Genomic DNA, 17,567 nt, shown 5'->3' on the forward strand with positions numbered 1-17,567 from the left:
GTCTAAGTACCAAAAATAAAAATCCTGAATCTAATTTGGCACTTAACCCCCGTCTAAGTACCAAAAATAAAAATCCTGAGTCTAATTTGGCCCTTAACCCCCGTCTAAGTACCAAAAATAAAAATCCTGAATCTAATTTGGCACTTAAAGCGTTAGACTTGTCCAATATATTGATATATAGGACAGCATTAAGAGAATTAACACTAAATCTGTCCAATATATTAAAAAGCCAAGAAAGAGATAGCTTTTCCCCAGCCTAGACCGAAAGAGAAAAGCATTATCATCATAAATATTTTCACAAAGCTTACCCGCAATACCCTAAACTCACTCGCCAGAACAATAGTTGTTTCCGTACTTTCAATGAATAACAGTGGATTGTAAAGATAATATTAACCAATGTAAATTAAATTTTACATATTTTTTGACTTTTTGTGGACTTTATCTATTCACTTTAAATGTACGTCCATGTATGATAGGAGTATATAGATAGTAGATGGGGTGCTGGAATGGAAGAGAAAGTTTTAATCGTTGATGATGAACAATCTATTGTGACTCTTTTACAATATAACATTGAAAAGTCAGGATTTCAGACAGAAGTAGCCTATGATGGTACAGAGGGGCTACAGAAGGCGTCAACTGGGGAATTTGATTTAATAGTGCTTGACCTTATGTTACCTGGATTAGAAGGAACAGAAGTGTGCAAGGCGTTAAGACAAAAACAAATAGACACACCAATCCTGATGTTAACTGCTAAAGATGATGAATTTGATAAAGTACTTGGATTAGAACTAGGAGCAGATGATTATTTAACCAAGCCTTTTAGTCCTAAAGAAGTAGTAGCGCGTATCAAAGCAATTCTTCGCAGAACAAAACAACGAGAAACAGCGACAGATCAACCATACATAAAAATTGCAGAGTTATTAATTTACCCTCAACAATACGAGGCGACGATTGATGGAAAGACATTGAGTTTTACACGTAAAGAGTTTGAATTATTACATTATTTAGCGAAGCACAAAGGAAAAGTCTTATCAAGAGATCAACTATTAAGTGCTGTATGGAATTATGATTTTGTAGGAGATACGAGGATAGTGGATGTGCATGTGAGCCATTTACGGGAGAAAATTGAACCTGATACAAAGCATCCAGTATATATTAAAACAATTAGAGGTCTTGGATACAAAATGGAGGAGCCCACTTAATGGATAAGGAGCAAAAAACCAATAGCTTTTATCGATATATGGTGATGATCACCTCCGTATTTTTTTTAATCGGATTAGTTGTGGTTCCTTTTACTACTGGTGATGACCAACTATTTGTTCTCTTTTCATTGCTAATTGGCTATATAGTTGTCTTAATACTAATGTATCATATGTATGAAAACTACGTGAAGCCAATACGAGCAGCCATCAATGTGACAGATGAACTTGTAAAGGGTAATTACAATGTTCGCACATATGTAAAGCCGAGTGGGGAAGCTCAACAGCTGAGTAATCAGCTAAATATGCTCGCTAGGAACTTACAAGAGATGGCAATCCAAGAAAAAATGCAAGGAAGTCAGTGGAAAACTGTCATTAACAATATGGAAAGTGGACTTATGCTTATTGACGAGAGAGGCTATGTTCATTTAGTAAATCGTAAATTTTTACATATGTTCGGTAAACAATCCACAAATTATATAGGCTATTTATATTATGACGTATTGGATGATAAGAGCATTCACAAAGTAGTCCAAGAAACATTCTTGTATGAAGATAAGATGATTGGTGCGATTACGCTATCGATTAAGGAAGATAAGCATCATATTGAAGTGGTAGGAGCCCCAGTTATCAATGATGTTCGAGAATTAAAGGGCACGGTACTCGTTTTCCATGACATAACGGATTTGAAACGTGTGGAACAAATGCGAAAAGATTTTGTTGCCAATGTATCTCATGAGCTAAAAACACCGATTACTTCGATTAGAGGGTTTACTGAGACTTTACTTGATGGGGCGATGGATGAGGAGAAACTAAGAAAACAATTTCTTGATATTATTTTAAAAGAGAGCACTAGAATTCAAGCACTTGTACAAGATTTGTTGGAGCTATCAAGACTGGAAAAAGAAGAGATGCAATTATCGCAGAAAATTATTAAGGTCGATGATTGGATTCCTAATATCTTAACATTAATGGAACAACAGGCTAATAAAAAAAGCATCGCATTTCATGCTGATATTGAAAAAGGCCTATCTATATATGGAGACCCAGACCGGTTACAACAGGTAGTATTAAATTTATTGTATAATGCTTTCAATTATACGGCCGAAGGCGGAGAGGTCTCGTTACACATTCAAAACCAACAGAATAATATAGCTTTATTGGTTCAAGATAATGGGATTGGTATTCCAGCTGAAGCTAAACAAAGGATATTTGAGCGATTTTACCGGGTTGATCGAGCGAGAAGTCGAAATACTGGAGGGACAGGATTAGGATTAGCTATTGTGAAACACATAGTAGAAGCACATCATGGAACGATAGAAGTGGAAAGCCAGCTTAACAAGGGATCAACTTTTATAGTAAAGCTACCTAAAAAGTGGTAAGAAAATGTATTAATTTTCTTACCACTTTTGTCATTTTAATGAAACCTTTTTCCTACATATTCGTAGTTGTAGTAAGGGAAGATGGAAGAACATACATAAAAGGGGGAAATCAAATGACGCTTAAACAAATCTATAGCTGGGTTGGCATTGTTGTTGCTGTAATTTTACTCGGTGTCATAGGTTTAACAAGCTGGTACACAGTGGATGAATCCGAACAAGCGGTTGTGGTTACATTTGGAGAGGCCGATGAAGGGACGACAGAACCAGGACTACATTTTAAATTACCTTGGCCCATTCAAACGGTGGAAACATTATCAAAGGAGACATTTAGTCTAAATTTTGGTTATGATGAGGAAAAAGCGGAAAATGCGGATATCGTAAGGATGATTACAGGAGATGAGAATATTCTCCAAGCAGATCTAGTTGTGCAATGGAAAATTGTAGAGCCGAATAAGTATTTATTTCATTCGAACGATCCAGAACAAATTTTGTATAATGCTACCTCTGCTTCATTAAGAAGTATTATCGGGTCATCCACTATTGATGAAGCATTGACAGACGGAAAAGCAAAAATCGAGAATGAGGTTTTGGACTTATTAGTATCCTTAATGGAGGATTATGATGTTGGGATTGCAATACAAGACGTCAAGCTTCAAGAGGTGGATTTACCTAATGAGGATGTCCGTCAAGCATTCATGAAAGTTACGGATGCAAGAGAAACGATGAATACAAAGAAGAATGAAGCAGACAAATATCGTAATGAGAAATATGAAGAAGCTTTAGGGGAAAAAGATGCCGTTATTACGAGGGCAGAGGGTGACAAGATTCAAAGAATTGAAACAGCACGAGGGAATGTAGCTGCTTTTGATGCATTATATCAAGCCTATGAAAGCAACCCACAAGTAACAAGACAACGACTTGTGTTAGAGACTTTAGAGGAAGTCTTGCCAGATGCTAATATTTATATTATGAATGATGATGGGAATACGATTAAATACTTACCTTTAGGCCAAAACGGTAACACTGCCACCATTCCACCTGCTACTGATGAGTCTCCTAATGATTCTGAACAAAACAGTGAGGAGGAGTCTACAAATGACGAACAATAATGTATATGAGATGAAGAAAATGTCACCAAAAGAGATTAAGCGGTATATTAAAATAGGTATCACGCTTTTACTTATCGTCATTCTCCTAATCATTTTAATCAGCAGTATGTTTGTAGTGAAGGAAGGAGAATATAAGGTGGTTCGCCAATTTGGTGAAGTAGTGAGGATTGAGAGTGAACCTGGATTAAATTTTCGGATTCCTTTACTTCAATCTATTACGACACTTCCAAATAAAAAGCTTGTTTATGATGTCATAGAAAGAGAAATTAATACTTTAGATAAAAAGCGGATGATTATTGACAATTATGCCATTTGGGAAATAACGGATCCTGAGGCAATGATTGCCAATGCTCGTACTGAGATAGGAGCAGAAGCGAGAATGTCAGAGTTCATTTTTTCTATCATTCGTTCGGAGCTAGGTACGCTAAATTATGATCAGATTATTAATGAAGAAGGTAGTACAAGAGGGGATTTAAACCAACGGGTGACAGATCGTGTAAATGAGCTCTTAGAAAGAGATAATTATGGTATTCAGGTGGATGACGTCCGCATTAAGCGTTCTGATTTACCTGAAGAAAACGAGCAATCTGTCTACAATCGTATGATTTCCGAGCGTGAGTCCCAAGCACAACAATATTTGTCACAGGGTGAGGCCGAAAAGAACAGAATCATGGCAGAGGCTGATCGAGATGTAACGGAGATGCTGTCCAAAGCAAATGCCCAAGCAGAGCAAATTCGTGCAGAAGGGGAAGAAGAGGCAGCGAAAATATATAATCAATCCTTTTCAAAGGATGAAGAATTCTATCAATTATACCGTACACTTGAATCCTATAAGAAAACAATAGATGGTGAAACGACCATTATCATTCCACAGGGCTCTCCTTATGCTGATTTACTGATGGGTTATATGGAATAGTAATGCTTGAATAGAGATACAAAGAAAATTTTTTGTATCTCTATTCTGCTTTTATGGAGCAAAACACTATAATATAAAAGTGGTGAGAAAAATTGAAGACAACACTAATTATGGTTAGGCATGCCGAGTCTCCATACATATTCGGTAAAGAAAGATCAAGAGAATTATCTGCTAAAGGGAAAGAAGCGGCGAATAAAGTGAAAGAAATTTTAGCAGAACACAAAAATATTTCTATTGTTTCAAGTCCTTATACGAGATCAGTACAAACGGTTCAGCCCTTAGCAGAATGGAAAGGGCTTTCGATCACCGAGTACGAGGAATTAAGAGAAAGACCAATTAAAGGGCTAAATTATAAACTGGAGGAGAGAGAGTTAGTCAAAGCTATTCAGCAATCATTTGTAGATAAGAACTTCTGCCTAGAAGGTGGGGAATCCACAGCGGAGGCGCAGAGTAGAGCAATCCCTGTTATTCACCAGTTACTGAAGGATCATCAAGGCAAAACAGTGGTAATAGGTACCCATGGAAATATTATGACAATTATGATGAATTATTTTGACGAAAAATTCGGCTTCGATTTTTGGCATCGTACTTCTAAGCCAGACATTTATGAATTAAGTTTTTTCCAAAATAATTTGGTAAGAATCCAAAGGCTATGGCAGCACGGATGACTGTGAACAAAGATTTGGAGGCTTTGCTTCACTATTGTTTAAAGGAAATGAAAGAGGCTGGTTATGAGTATGCGATCATCGGTCAGGCTGGGCCAATTGAGTTTTATGAAAAGGCTTGTCAAGCAAGGGTCATTCCTATAAAATCCTCATTCTAATAAAGAAGAATAAAAATGATATTGTGTTCAAATAGTGGTAAAATAGTGGATAAGATTATACGTATATGCCATTCGGGCATAGATAAAGGAGTTTTTGTGCAAATGTCGAATAAATTAATTCTGATTGATGGAAACAGTATTGCTTACAGAGCTTTTTTTGCTTTACCTTTATTGAACAATGATAAGGGAGTGTATACGAATGCTGTCTATGGTTTTACTACAATGCTACTTAGAATATTAGAAGAGGAAAAGCCAAGTCATGTATTGGTTGCCTTTGATGCTGGTAAAACAACTTTTCGTCATGAAACCTATAAGGAATATAAAGGTGGACGGCAAAAGACACCACCAGAATTAAGTGAACAATTCCCGTTATTAAGAGAACTTTTAGATGCCTTTCAAATTAAGCACTACCAGCTTGAGAACTTTGAAGCAGATGATATCATTGGAACTATTTCAAAGCAAGCAAAGCAAGACGGCTGGAACGTTAAAGTAATTTCTGGTGATAAAGATTTACTTCAACTAGTCTCCGAAAAGATCGATGTAAGTGTAACGAAAAAAGGAATTAGTGATGTGATGAATTATACTCCAGATACATTAAAGGAAGATATGGAAATTAGCCCAGATCAGGTCATTGATTTGAAGGCTTTGATGGGAGATAAATCTGATAATATACCAGGGGTCCCTGGAGTGGGGCAGAAAACGGCCGTCAAGCTGTTAAAGGAATACCAGACTCTCGAAAACTTATATGATCATCTTGATGAGGTATCTGGGAAGAAGTTAAAGGAAAATTTAACAAATCATAAAGATGATGCCTTTATGAGCAAGGACCTAGCAACGATCAATCAGTCTTCTCCAATCGAAATTTCCGTAAAGGATACGTTATATGATGGTTATGATGCAACAAATCTACGGAATTTATTTGGTGAATTAGGCTTTTCTTCCTTAATGGGGAGAATCTCTGGTGATGAGGAAGCGGATGTCGAAAGTACAACGCTTGAAGCAATAGATTTTGAAAAAATCGAAAGTATTTCTGAGGATCTTTTTACAGGTGTTGCTGCATTTGATATAGAGATCCTGGAAGAAAATTATCATCGGGAGCAGATGATTGGTGCATCACTTGTTAATGAAAAAGGTAAATTCTTTATTCCCATCGATGTATTCAAAGAATCTACAGCGTTTAAGAGATGGGCAGAGGATAGCTCGAAGAAAAAATATGTATTTGATGCCAAAAAAATTACGGTACTCCTGAACCGATTCGAAATTGGTATAGAAGGAATTTCCTTTGATTTACTACTAGCTTCTTATCTGATTAATCCATCTGAGAATAATCATGACATTCCTGCTATTAGTCATCGCTTTGGCAAAACCGCTATCCAATTCGATGATGAGGTTTATGGAAAAGGTGCAAAAAAGGGACTTCCTGATGAGGAAGATAAATGGATAGAGCACATTGTTAGAAAAACAACGATGATCTATGAATTAAAGAAACAAATGGAAGATGAGCTAGAGGGGAATAAACAGCTAGATTTACTCTATGAATTAGAGCTCCCCTTAGCACTCGTTTTAGGGGAAATGGAAGCAAGAGGAGTAAAGGTTGATAGTAGTCGACTAGTTGAGATGGGAAAAGAGTTGACCGAAAGACTGAAAGTATTAGAAGAAGAGGTTTATGAATTAGCTGGTGAAAAGTTTAATCTTAATTCACCAAAGCAGCTCGGTCCCATTCTGTTTGAAAAATTAGAGCTTCCGGCTATCAAGAAAACGAAAACGGGTTATTCTACTTCTGCGGACGTTCTCGAGCAGCTACAAGGAAAGCATCCGATAATTGAGAAGATTCTATTATATCGTCAACTGAAGAAATTAGACTCCACGTACATTGCAGGATTACTACGGGAAGTATTTAAACAGGATGAAAAAATCCATACTCGATTTAATCAAGCATTAACTCAGACAGGACGCTTAAGCTCTATTGATCCCAATTTACAGAATATCCCGATTCGAATCGAAGAAGGTAGAAAAATTAGACAAGCCTTTATTCCGTCAAAAGCAGGCTGGAAAATGCTTGCAGCGGATTATTCTCAAATCGAACTGCGTGTCCTCGCGCATATTGCAGAAGATGAGAAATTACAAGCAGCCTTCCAACAGGATAAGGATATTCATACTCAAACAGCAATGGATGTTTTTCATGTTTCGGAAAAAGATGTTACATCCAATATGAGGCGTCAAGCAAAGGCGGTTAACTTTGGTATTGTATATGGAATTAGTGATTACGGTTTATCCCAGAGTCTTGGTATTACTAGAAAAGAAGCTAAGAAATTTATTGAACGCTACTTGGAAAGCTATCCATCTGTTAGAGATTATATGAAGGATATCGTTGCCAAAGCAAAGCAGGATGGGTTCGTTACAACGATTATGAACCGAAGGCGTTATCTTCCAGACATTACTAGTCGTAACTTTAATGTTAGGAGCTTTGCTGAGCGAACGGCGATGAATACACCGATTCAAGGAAGTGCTGCTGATATTATCAAATTAGCAATGATTGAACTTGACCGTAGATTAAAAGAAGCAGAGGTAAAAGCACGACTTCTATTACAAGTTCACGATGAATTGATTTTAGAAGTGCCAGAAGAAGAAGTGGATAAGATATCAGACCTTGTAGCAGAAGTAATGGAAAATGCGATCGAATTAAGTGTACCATTAAAAGTAGATGTATCCCATGGTGATACATGGTATGATGCAAAATAAGTTAGGAGAAGTTCAGAAATGCCAGAGCTACCAGAAGTGGAAACAATAAGACAAACATTAAGACAATTGGTCATTGGCAAGGAAATGGAGTCTGTCGATATAAAATGGCCAAAAATTATTCAAAAACCAGATGATATGGAAGAATTCAAGCAGCTATTAGTGGGACAAACAATAGAGGAAATACGAAGAAAAGGGAAGTTCCTTTTGTTCGATTTAACAGATCTTGTGTTAGTTTCCCATTTAAGAATGGAAGGGAAATATGGCGTGTTTCAAAAGGGAGAAGAGATTGCCGAACATACTCATATCACCTTCCATTTTGTGGATGGAACAGAGCTTAGATATCGGGATGTTCGAAAATTTGGCACGATGCATTTATTTGAAAAAGGTGCAGAACTTGATGAAAAGCCTCTAATTCAATTGGCAATGGATCCATTAGAAGAACATTTTTCTTTTACACTTTTTGCCCAAAAAATTCAAAAAAGCGAACGTGTCATTAAAAACATCTTATTAGATCAAACAGTAATCGCAGGACTTGGTAATATTTACGTGGATGAGACACTTTTTCTCGCAGGTATTCATCCATTACGTAAAGGTAATAGCCTAACCTTAAGCGAAATAGAAACCATTTATCAATCAGCAGTGCTTACCTTACAGGAAGCAATTAAGCAAGGTGGAACAACGATTCGTTCCTATGTGAACAGTCAGGGGCAAATCGGCATGTTCCAACAGCAATTACATGTATATGGTCAAACAGACAAAGCCTGTCGGAAATGTCATGACAAGATTGTAAAAATGAAGGTGAATGGTAGAGGCACGCACTTTTGTCCAACCTGTCAACAGCTATAAATGGTGGTGGAGATGAATGATTATTGGCTTAACAGGTAATATTGCTAGTGGGAAGTCAACGGTAAGCAACATGTTAAAAGAATCGTATCAGATTCCAATTATTGATGCAGATATTATTGCAAGACAAGTGGTAGAGCCAGGAGAGACTTCTTATGATCAAATTGTCGAGACATTTGGTCGGGATATTTTACTGGATGATCAGACCATTAATCGAAAAAAACTCGGACAGCTTATTTTTCATGATTCCTCTTTGCGGGAAAAATTAAATAATATCGTTCACCCCGCAGTCAGAAGAAGAATGGAAGAAGAAAAACAGGCACATCTTTCCAGAGGGGAAAAGGTTATCGTTTTAGATATTCCGCTTCTGTTCGAAAATAATCTAACACATTTAGTTGATCGAACCATCGTCGTCTTTACCGAAGAAAAGCAACAATTAAAAAGGTTGATGAATCGTAATCATTTAACAGAAGCAGAAGCAAAGGAGCGAATGAATGCTCAAATGGATCCAGTAAAGAAAAAAAGACTTGCAGATGCGGTTATCGACAATAGCGGTTCTCTAGAACAGACCGAACAACAGTTAGAGAAACTCATGCAAAAATGGAGAATTTTTAATTAGAGATAGGGCATAAATAACCGTTCTGACAGATGGAAAAATTCGTCCTAAAAATAGCTTGTAAAATAGGCGGAAAGCATATATAATCTTTTTGGCATATCTTTTTACTTAGAAATCTCTAACGAAGATGAAGTGAACTTTTGAGGAGAGGAAATGTAAAAAGATCTTTTGGCTAAATCCTTATTGATGAATGCTTAAAGGGTTAGGACCTCTTTGGACTAACTTTCCCCCGTGGTTATTCATGCATGGATTTCAAAAGAATTAGCAAAGGGGGAGTAAGACATTGGATACAATGGGAAGACATGTTATTGCAGAGTTATGGAATTGTAACCTTGACATTTTAAATGATTTAGACCGTTTAGAGAAGACTTTTGTTAATGCGGCATTAAAGGCAGGAGCAGAAATAAGGGAAGTCGCTTTTCACAAATTCGCTCCATTTGGGGTGAGTGGTGTAGTAATTATTTCAGAATCCCATTTAACGATTCATAGTTTTCCTGAGCATGGATATGCAAGTATTGATGTCTATACGTGTGGAGATATTATTGATCCACATATCGCAGTAAAGTTCATTGAGGAAAAGCTTGAAGCGAAAACAGTAGAAAAATTAGAAGTCCCACGTGGTATGGGAACTGTGAAACTTAAACAAATGAAAGCATAATATGGAGAAACCCTTACATTTCGTAAGGGTTTTATCGTTCATTGCTTATATTCTCCGACATACTTTTCTAATTTATTCGATTTAATCGTTTTCTTCATGAAAACGTGTTAAAATAAAATAAATATAAATACATAGTAAGGTGTGAGGAGAATATGGCATTTCGTGACGTAATAAACAAGAATTTTAACAACCACTCTGAAACAAGAGATAAGCATTGGGACCCAGCGCTTCAAACTCATTATTTTAAAACAACAAAGGATAAAGCTTTTGATAAACTAGTTCCATTGTTTAAAAGTAGAAAAGAATTTGAAGTAGTAGCTGTTTCAAAAGATCATGGCGAAATTAGTTTTAATTATAGAAAAGGAAGAAAAGTCTTTATCATTATGACTATTATTATGGTTAAGCCATATCGAACTGCAATTGATATCTCTGCAACAACAGAGTCTGCGATTCCATTTGATTTTGGCTATAGTCATAAGCTAATTCCAAAGCTTTATGATATAATAAAAAAAGAACTTGACTATATCGGAACAAAGGAATAATGTGTTACGATGAAGAATCGAAAAAACAAGGGATGATTCAAATTGCGATGTCCACATTGTCAATATAAAAGCACAAAAGTATTAGACTCACGGCCAATTGAAGATGGACGATCGATACGTAGAAGAAGAGAATGCGAATCTTGTAGCTTTCGCTTTACCACCTTTGAACGAATTGAGGAAGTTCCACTCATTGTCGTTAAAAAGGAAGGAACGAGAGAAGAGTACAGTCGAGATAAGCTAATGCGAGGCTTGATTCGCGCTTGTGAGAAGAGACCAGTTGCTCTTGAGAAAATCGAGAATATTGCTGTGGAGATTGAGAAGGAATTAAGAAATCGAGGAACTTCCGAAGTGGAAAGTAATGAAATTGGCGAAATGGTTATGGATCGATTAGTAGATGTAGATGAGGTTGCCTATGTTCGTTTTGCATCTGTTTATCGACAATTTAAGGATATCAGTGTGTTCTTAGAAGAATTAAAAGATTTAATAAGAACAGATAACAATCATTAAGAAGAGATTTGGATCATGATGATCTAATAGAATTATTTTATCAGCAATAAAGGGGCTATGTATATGAGTCTAGGCGACTTAGGAAAAATATTACCATCAGAATTATATATAGTCGATTTATCTCGTGATGTACAGCTTTCTTTTACAAGCTCCCTAACACACTTGTATCAACCATTAATTGGGATTGATGCCCTTTCTCTATATCAAACACTATATTCGGAGTCTACTTTGCAAATCGATCGATCCGATTATCAGACACATCATGTGCTGATGAATTATCTCGGTTTACCTCTGGATAGAATTTACCGTGCGAGAAGAAAGCTTGAAGCGATCGGTTTATTGCAGACATTTGAAAGCAATCAAGATGAACAAAAAACTTACCGATATTTGTTACATCCTCCTTTATCCAGTACAGCTTTTTTTCAAAATGATTTTTTAAGCCACTTATTATATCATCAACTAGGTAGTGAAAAGTTTAAGCTTGTGAAATCAGCTTTCTTAAAAAAAGAAGCAAAACAATCTCCATCCTCACTCGAAACGACGGCAAAATTTGAGGATGTTTTTCAATTGAGGGATAAGGACATGGATGCGGAGCTCATACACAAATATGATGATGAAGTGTCAGAAATTCCTATCAACACGGTCGTTGATTTTGAATGGATAACACAAATATTAGAACAGAGAATGCTACCAGTGAATAAAATTTTGACGGCAGAGAATAAAAAATTGATCAACCAAATGGTAGCAATGTATGATTTGACCAATCATGAGATAGAAAAAGCTTTATTATGGGCAATGAATGATCAGAATCGATTAAATAGAGCAGAATTCCAAGCAGCATGTCTTGACTTAGTTAATGCGAATGGAAGCAAAATATCCTTAAAGGTAACAGAATATAAACAGAAGATTAGTCCCATACCTGAAACATCCGCTCAACCGAAATCAAAAGAAGAGCTTCTAGTGGAACGGTTGGAGCATATTTCACCAAAGCAATTGCTGGAGGACCTATCGGATGGTGCCGCTGCATCTACCCAGGATCTAAAGCTTATAAGTGAAATTATGACACAGCAAGGTTTAACGGCAGGCGTTATGAACGTACTAGTCCATTATGTTATGCTGAAAACAGATATGAAGCTATCAAGGAATTATTTGGAGAGAATTGCAAGTCATTGGGCGCGTAAAAATGTAAAAACCGTTAGACAAGCCATGACATTAGCAAAATCAGAAAATAAAAAATATCAGCAATGGACGACCAATACTTCGAACAAAAGATATCATTATACATCGAACAAGAAGGACATTGTGCCAGATTGGTATAAAAAGCAGAAGGAATCTGCAAAAAAGGAAAAAAGCAAGCAACCAAAAGAATCAGAGCTTGATAGAGAACGGAAAGCACAGGAGGCAGATGCACTCCTAGCAGAATATTTACAACAACATGCAAATGAAGATTAGGGATGATATGATGGAACCAATTCAATCCTCATTAAAAAAATGGATGAAGTCAAATAAGGAATTCCAAACTACCTTCCGGGATATTAAAGCACAGGTGCTACAGGACGAGGGGATTCAAGCACTGTTAAGCGACCATTTGGAATTGGAAGAATCAGATATTGACCGTCATTTAATAAAGCTGTATGAATATAAGGAAGCCTCAAAAGATTGTAAAGATTGCCCCAACTTAGCAGGCTGTAAGAATATTATCAAAGGCTATACACCACATTTAGAATTAAATGATCAAGATATTTCTATTCGTTATGAGAAATGTTCGTATAAAATACAGGATGAACTTCAAAAAGAAAAGGAATCCTTAGTGCAAAGCCTTTATATGCCAAAGCAGATAAAGGAAGCGACATTAGCGCAACTTGATACAACCAGTTATGAAAGAAAAGATATAGGAAAGGAAATCATAGAATTCGTCAAGCATTATTCCCAAGACTCCTTTAGAAAGGGTTTATATATATACGGGCCATTTGGTACAGGGAAATCTTTCATTCTAGGGGTTTTGTCGAATGAATTAAAGAAAAAAAGAATCAATACGGCGATGATCTATATGCCAGAATTTGTACGAGAAATGAAAGCATCGATCCAAAATGATTCCTTACAATCTAAAATCGAGCATTTTAAAAAGGTGGATGTTTTAATGTTTGATGATATTGGTGCAGAATCGATTTCACCTTGGTTTAGGGATGAAGTGTTAGGTGCCATTTTACAATATCGGATGATGGAGGAATTGCCAGTATTTTTCACTTCGAACTATGATTTAGATCAATTAGAAGCACATTTAGCTACATCAAATCGTGGAGATGTAGAGACAATAAAAGCAGGAAGAATTATCGAAAGAATTAAACAGCTTAGTAAACCAATAGAACTTCATCAACGGTTTCGTGATAATGGATAACTTTTAGGCGCATTCGCTTGTACAGCGGATGCGTTAGCTTTTTTCTCCTTTGGACTTCAAAATTTACACTTCTTCGTTTACTCCTTGCATCCATTTTATACTCCTAACGTACAAAGTTAAAAAGACTTGAGGTTATTTTTTTTGTTTTTCACCCATATAATATATCAGTTTGATGGTGATGAGGGTGATGAGAATTGTTAGAAGTATATTTTGAACAAGAGCAAGAAGCGGATGTATTTTATCAGCTTGCTAGAGAAGAAACAGAAACACAATTAAAAGCCATTCGACGTAGGGGAAATAGAAATAGTATATTCATTTTACAGGTCGAATCAGTTGATATGGACATCAAGAAGAAAACATTAGCTAAGCTGTTAAGCAATGTGTATATTACGTGTCGTGAAATTCCTCAAATACGTACCATTTTAGAAAAAAAATATCATTTTTCCAACAAGGAGGAAATAGAACGAATTACGAGTATTGCCCATTCATTGCTTGAGAAGGATGAAGATATTTATGAGGACAAGATTCACCAGCATGAATTACGAGATATATTAATGGCTATTTTTTTGTTGCATTTGGAACCAGACGTTATCCGATTTGATTCGATTGTTCATTTTCGCTTACATCATTATCTAGAACAGCTTACCGAAATTGTAGGACTAGCCATTGATGAATTTAAGCGGGAAGAAGAATACCAATCCTTTATTAACTCTATTCGAGAGTTCGTACATCGTAAACAAGCAGAAGAGGATGTTATTTTTGTATTGGCCGGAGAACAATATCAATTTTATCGAGAGGATGGTACGTGTCTAACTAAAGAAATGCTGGAGGAACTGATGAATCATTTCCCGCTATTTATTTTTGGAATGCAGGAGAATGAATGGAATATTTCCCCATTACTCATGCTTGCGCCAAAGCATCTTTTTCTTTACACGGAGGACCCAAATGACGCCCAAATCAATACTATTCTAAACATATTTCAAGAAAAATGTTCACTATTTCCTTCTGATGCATTTCCATTTTTTGATGCAGAAGAAAAAGAATCTTGATTTTTTTCGCAACAGTCGTTATAATAAACCGCATATAGTAAAAATGTAATTGTTTTGATGAGGACATGATAGTAGGTATGGCTTACTGTTAGAGAGGAGAGTCTTGGCTGAAAGCTTTCTGTAGGACCACTTATTATTACCACCTCTGAACTCTACTTATGAACATACGGGAATGTTTAGTAATAAGTAGCGATTCATCATCGTTAACCGATGCAAGGAAGCTTACATGATTTGGATGTAAGGAAATTGGGTGGAACCACGGGTACAACGCTCGTCCCTTTACTAATAAGTAGAGGGATGGGCGTTTTTATTTTACCTTATTAAAGGATAAGAAATACTAACACATCTGCTAAAGGTCGAACGAATGCGAGTTTATCTAATACGTTAGGAAGGTATAAAATCTCTACACAGCAAAAGTTCGACGCAGCTGAGATTTTAAGGTGCCAAGTATAAGCAAAACTTGACATTCGCTAAAAGACCAGCGAATGCGAGTTTATCTAATGTAAAGAAGGAGTGTACAAGTATGAGTCATATTCAGATTACTTTTCCAGATGGAAATAGCAAGGAGTTTCCTAAAGGAACAACAGGAGAAGAGATTGCTGCATCGATCTCACCAGGATTAAAAAAACAAGCGATAGCAATTAAGCTTGATAATACGTTTTATGATTTGCGAACACCACTTGAAACAGATGGTGTGATAGAAATTATTACATTAAAAAATCAAGAAGGATTGGAGATTCTTCGTCACTCTACAGCTCACCTGATGGCACAAGCAATTAAGCGAATTTTCCCAAATGTCAAATTGGGCGTAGGGCCAACCATTGAAAATGGGTTCTATTATGATATAGATATGGAAGAAAGCCTAACACCAGAAGATTTACCACGTATTGAAAAAGAAATGAAGCGTATAGTGGACGAGAATTTAGAGGTAGTACGTAAAGAAGTATCACGTGACGAGGCAAAAGCGATATTCGAAGAAATTGGTGATGACCTCAAGTTAGAATTACTTGATGCGATTCCAGAGAATGAAACAGTTACGATCTATGAACAAGGGGAATTTTTTGATCTTTGTCGTGGGGTACACGTCCCGCAAACTAGCAAAATTAAAGTGTTCCAATTATTGAGTATATCTGGCGCATATTGGCGAGGAGATAGCAATAATCAAATGCTTCAACGCATTTACGGAACTGCCTTTGAAAAGCAAAGTCAGCTAGATGAATATTTACGACTTAGAGAAGAAGCAAAAGAACGTGATCATCGCAAGCTAGGTAAAGAGCTAGGTATCTTTACAATCTCTCAAAAGGTTGGGCAAGGGTTACCATTATGGCTTCCAAAGGGAGCAACTATCCGTCGTACGATTGAACGATATATTGTCGATTTGGAAGAAAGATTAGGATATAATCATGTGTATACACCCGTTTTAGGGAGTGTGGAGCTATACAAAACAAGTGGACACTGGGATCACTATCAGGATGATATTTTCCCACCAATGGAAATGGATAATGAAGACTTAATCTTGCGTCCAATGAACTGTCCACATCATATGATGGTATACAAAAATGAACTGCATAGCTATCGAAATTTACCTGTACGTATAGCAGAGCTTGGAACAATGCACCGCCATGAAATGTCGGGAGCACTTGCAGGATTACAACGTGTACGTGGTATGACTTTAAATGATGCTCACATCTTTGCAAGACCAGATCAATTAAAGGATGAATTCAGTCGAGTGGTAGAGCTTGTACAAAACGTGTATCAAGATTTCGGTATTGAGGATTATTACTTCCGTCTATCTTATCGTGATCCAGAGGATACGGAAAAATATATCGATAATGATGAAATGTGGGAAAAAGCACAAAGTATGCTCAAAGAGACGATGGAAGACTTGAAGCTAGATTATGTGGAAGCAGAAGGAGAGGCAGCCTTCTATGGTCCAAAACTGGATGTACAAGTGAAAACAGCACTTGGAAAAGATGAAACGTTATCAACCGTTCAGCTTGATTTTCTATTGCCTGAACGATTTGATTTAACATACATCGGAGAGGATGGGAAAGAACATCGTCCTGTCGTTATCCATCGCGGGGTAGTTTCTACTATGGAACGATTTGTAGCTTTCTTATTAGAGGAATACAAAGGTGCCTTTCCAACATGGCTCGCACCAATTCAAGCACGAATTATTCCAGTTTCCAATGAAGTACATCTCGACTATGCGAAGAAGGTTGAGGATGAACTTCGTTTTGCAGGTGTTCGAGTGGAATTGGATGAGCGTGAAGAGAAAATCGGCTATAAAATCCGTGAAGCACAAACACAAAAAGTACCTTTTGCTATAGTCGTTGGGGATAAAGAAGTAGAAACCAATGCTGTAAACATACGCCGATATGGAGAGAAAAACTCAGAAACGATTGATTTCGAAGAATTTAAGCAATTGATTCAGAAAGAAATAGAAGAGCGTCAATTAAGAAAATAGCTTAAATAAAGGAAAACTCCCCACCTGTTATAAGTGGGGAGTTGTTTTCTATCTGAAAAAATTTTTGATTGCTGCCAGTCGTATCTTATGGCCACAGTCATCGCAACAAAATATAGCTTTCCTATTTTCTTTGAATTTTTTGTATCTTTCACTGCCTTCATAAACTTTAAACACATTTTTGCAGTTATAGCATTTCACTTCATAATGAAACATTTCATCCCCCCATTTTGCCCTTCCCTTCTAGTTGGTTTGTAAAAAATTGTAATATTCTTAAGCTTTTACATTTACATAAACCAGGTAAAATTACAGATAATGC

General features: G+C 36.6%; 18 protein-coding genes and 1 other annotated feature. Of the genes, 17 read left to right on the forward strand and 1 reads right to left on the reverse strand.

Annotated elements, in window-relative coordinates; genetic code table 11:
- The 17 genes from DLJ74_RS20630 to thrS form a co-directional block, all read left to right on the forward strand.
- Positions 1–260, forward strand: a 260-nt coding sequence (locus DLJ74_RS20630) for a hypothetical protein (protein WP_219987221.1), incomplete at its 5' end; no start/stop codon positions are given.
- 246 nt (positions 261–506) lie between these two features.
- On the forward strand, positions 507–1,202 hold the full coding sequence (locus DLJ74_RS06890; RefSeq protein WP_109983917.1) for a response regulator transcription factor: 696 nt from the start codon (positions 507–509) through the stop codon (positions 1,200–1,202).
- Positions 1,202–2,581, forward strand: a complete 1,380-nt coding sequence (pnpS, locus tag DLJ74_RS06895; RefSeq protein ID WP_109983918.1) for a two-component system histidine kinase PnpS — start codon at positions 1,202–1,204, stop codon at positions 2,579–2,581. The genes DLJ74_RS06890 and pnpS overlap by 1 nt, the downstream gene beginning before the upstream one ends.
- A gap of 113 nt (positions 2,582–2,694) precedes the next feature.
- Entirely contained in the window at positions 2,695–3,690 is a 996-nt protein-coding gene (hflK, locus tag DLJ74_RS06900; protein ID WP_054788258.1) for an FtsH protease activity modulator HflK, read from the forward strand.
- On the forward strand, positions 3,677–4,606 hold the full coding sequence (gene hflC / locus DLJ74_RS06905; protein ID WP_109983919.1) for a protease modulator HflC: 930 nt from the start codon (positions 3,677–3,679) through the stop codon (positions 4,604–4,606). The genes hflK and hflC overlap by 14 nt, the downstream gene beginning before the upstream one ends.
- 92 nt (positions 4,607–4,698) lie before the next feature.
- The gene (locus DLJ74_RS06910) at positions 4,699–5,274 is read left to right on the forward strand and encodes a histidine phosphatase family protein (protein ID WP_181397455.1); all 576 of its coding nucleotides are present in this window, start codon (positions 4,699–4,701) and stop codon (positions 5,272–5,274) included.
- Complete coding sequence (locus DLJ74_RS20395) at positions 5,259–5,429, forward strand: hypothetical protein (RefSeq protein ID WP_425454571.1); 171 nt, start codon at positions 5,259–5,261, stop codon at positions 5,427–5,429. The genes DLJ74_RS06910 and DLJ74_RS20395 overlap by 16 nt, the downstream gene beginning before the upstream one ends.
- 102 nt (positions 5,430–5,531) lie before the next feature.
- Positions 5,532–8,171, forward strand: coding sequence for a DNA polymerase I (gene polA, locus DLJ74_RS06915; RefSeq protein WP_109983920.1), 2,640 nt, complete (start codon positions 5,532–5,534; stop codon positions 8,169–8,171).
- Between the two features lie 18 nt (positions 8,172–8,189).
- The gene (mutM, locus tag DLJ74_RS06920; protein WP_109983921.1) at positions 8,190–9,017 is read left to right on the forward strand and encodes a DNA-formamidopyrimidine glycosylase; all 828 of its coding nucleotides are present in this window, start codon (positions 8,190–8,192) and stop codon (positions 9,015–9,017) included.
- Positions 9,018–9,033: 16 nt separating this feature from the next.
- The gene (gene coaE / locus DLJ74_RS06925; RefSeq protein ID WP_109983922.1) at positions 9,034–9,633 is read left to right on the forward strand and encodes a dephospho-CoA kinase; all 600 of its coding nucleotides are present in this window, start codon (positions 9,034–9,036) and stop codon (positions 9,631–9,633) included.
- Positions 9,634–9,913: 280 nt separating this feature from the next.
- Complete coding sequence (speD, locus tag DLJ74_RS06930; RefSeq protein WP_109983923.1) at positions 9,914–10,288, forward strand: adenosylmethionine decarboxylase; 375 nt, start codon at positions 9,914–9,916, stop codon at positions 10,286–10,288.
- Positions 10,289–10,440: 152 nt separating this feature from the next.
- The gene (locus DLJ74_RS06935) at positions 10,441–10,830 is read left to right on the forward strand and encodes a hypothetical protein (RefSeq protein WP_054861431.1); all 390 of its coding nucleotides are present in this window, start codon (positions 10,441–10,443) and stop codon (positions 10,828–10,830) included.
- A 42-nt stretch (positions 10,831–10,872) separates the two neighbouring features.
- Positions 10,873–11,337: a transcriptional regulator NrdR gene (gene nrdR / locus DLJ74_RS06940; protein WP_054788263.1), complete on the forward strand. Its 465-nt coding sequence runs from the start codon at positions 10,873–10,875 to the stop codon at positions 11,335–11,337.
- A 63-nt stretch (positions 11,338–11,400) separates the two neighbouring features.
- Positions 11,401–12,789: a replication initiation and membrane attachment family protein gene (locus DLJ74_RS06945; RefSeq protein ID WP_054861432.1), complete on the forward strand. Its 1,389-nt coding sequence runs from the start codon at positions 11,401–11,403 to the stop codon at positions 12,787–12,789.
- A gap of 10 nt (positions 12,790–12,799) precedes the next feature.
- Positions 12,800–13,735, forward strand: coding sequence for a primosomal protein DnaI (gene dnaI, locus DLJ74_RS06950; RefSeq protein ID WP_109984576.1), 936 nt, complete (start codon positions 12,800–12,802; stop codon positions 13,733–13,735).
- A 194-nt stretch (positions 13,736–13,929) separates the two neighbouring features.
- Entirely contained in the window at positions 13,930–14,784 is an 855-nt protein-coding gene (gene ytxC / locus DLJ74_RS06955; protein ID WP_109983924.1) for a sporulation protein YtxC, read from the forward strand.
- Between the two features lie 45 nt (positions 14,785–14,829).
- Positions 14,830–15,066: a binding site (T-box leader), on the forward strand.
- Positions 15,067–15,307: 241 nt separating this feature from the next.
- Positions 15,308–17,251 (forward strand): threonine--tRNA ligase, encoded by a 1,944-nt coding sequence (thrS, locus tag DLJ74_RS06960; RefSeq protein WP_109983925.1) that lies wholly within the window; start codon positions 15,308–15,310, stop codon positions 17,249–17,251.
- Positions 17,252–17,299: 48 nt separating this feature from the next.
- Here the strand turns inward: thrS and DLJ74_RS06965 are convergent, their stop codons facing one another.
- Positions 17,300–17,464 carry a DUF2197 domain-containing protein gene (locus DLJ74_RS06965; protein WP_109983926.1) on the reverse strand — a complete coding sequence of 55 codons (165 nt, stop codon included), beginning with the start codon at positions 17,462–17,464 and terminating at the stop codon, positions 17,300–17,302.
- Positions 17,465–17,567: the final 103 nt, after the last annotated feature.

The sequence above is a fragment of the Gracilibacillus dipsosauri genome (genome assembly GCF_003176895.1).
GTDB classification, from domain to species: Bacteria; Bacillota; Bacilli; order Bacillales; family Amphibacillaceae; genus Gracilibacillus; species Gracilibacillus dipsosauri.